Annotated in this window: 1 protein-coding gene; it reads right to left on the bottom strand. The window is 52.2% G+C overall.

Annotated elements, in window-relative coordinates; translation table 11 throughout:
- Positions 1 to 260, bottom strand: a 260-nt coding sequence (locus tag HMPREF2886_RS33225) for a relaxase/mobilization nuclease domain-containing protein (RefSeq protein WP_371915122.1), incomplete at its 3' end; no start/stop codon positions are given.
- Positions 261 to 276 lie beyond the last annotated feature (16 nt).

The raw sequence follows: 276 nt of genomic DNA, 5'->3' as shown, positions 1-276 counted from the left end.
AGATCGTAGGACTCTCGTAAATATCGTCGAAATCTACTATCGCGCTGCTCTGGTCGTTGACCTCGATCAAGCTGGATTCGGTCGCTTCGTTCTCTGGTGTGTTCATGGTTTCTATCTCCTAAGCCGTGGTCGTCATGGCGAAGTCCGTATTGGACTTCGAGGCGTTCGCAGGCCTCCATCAGCCTGCGCTTGTCGTAATAAGGTTCGATGTTCTGTAGGCCGGTCGGATGAACCTTGTTGATGGCCACATGCACATGCAGGTGGTCAGTATCGACA

The organism is Pseudomonas sp. HMSC066A08 (genome assembly GCF_001813025.1).
Classification (GTDB): domain Bacteria; phylum Pseudomonadota; class Gammaproteobacteria; order Pseudomonadales; family Pseudomonadaceae; genus Pseudomonas; species Pseudomonas aeruginosa.
Note: the sequence above shows the minus strand (reverse complement) of the source record. Positions and strands in the feature narration are given on the sequence as shown.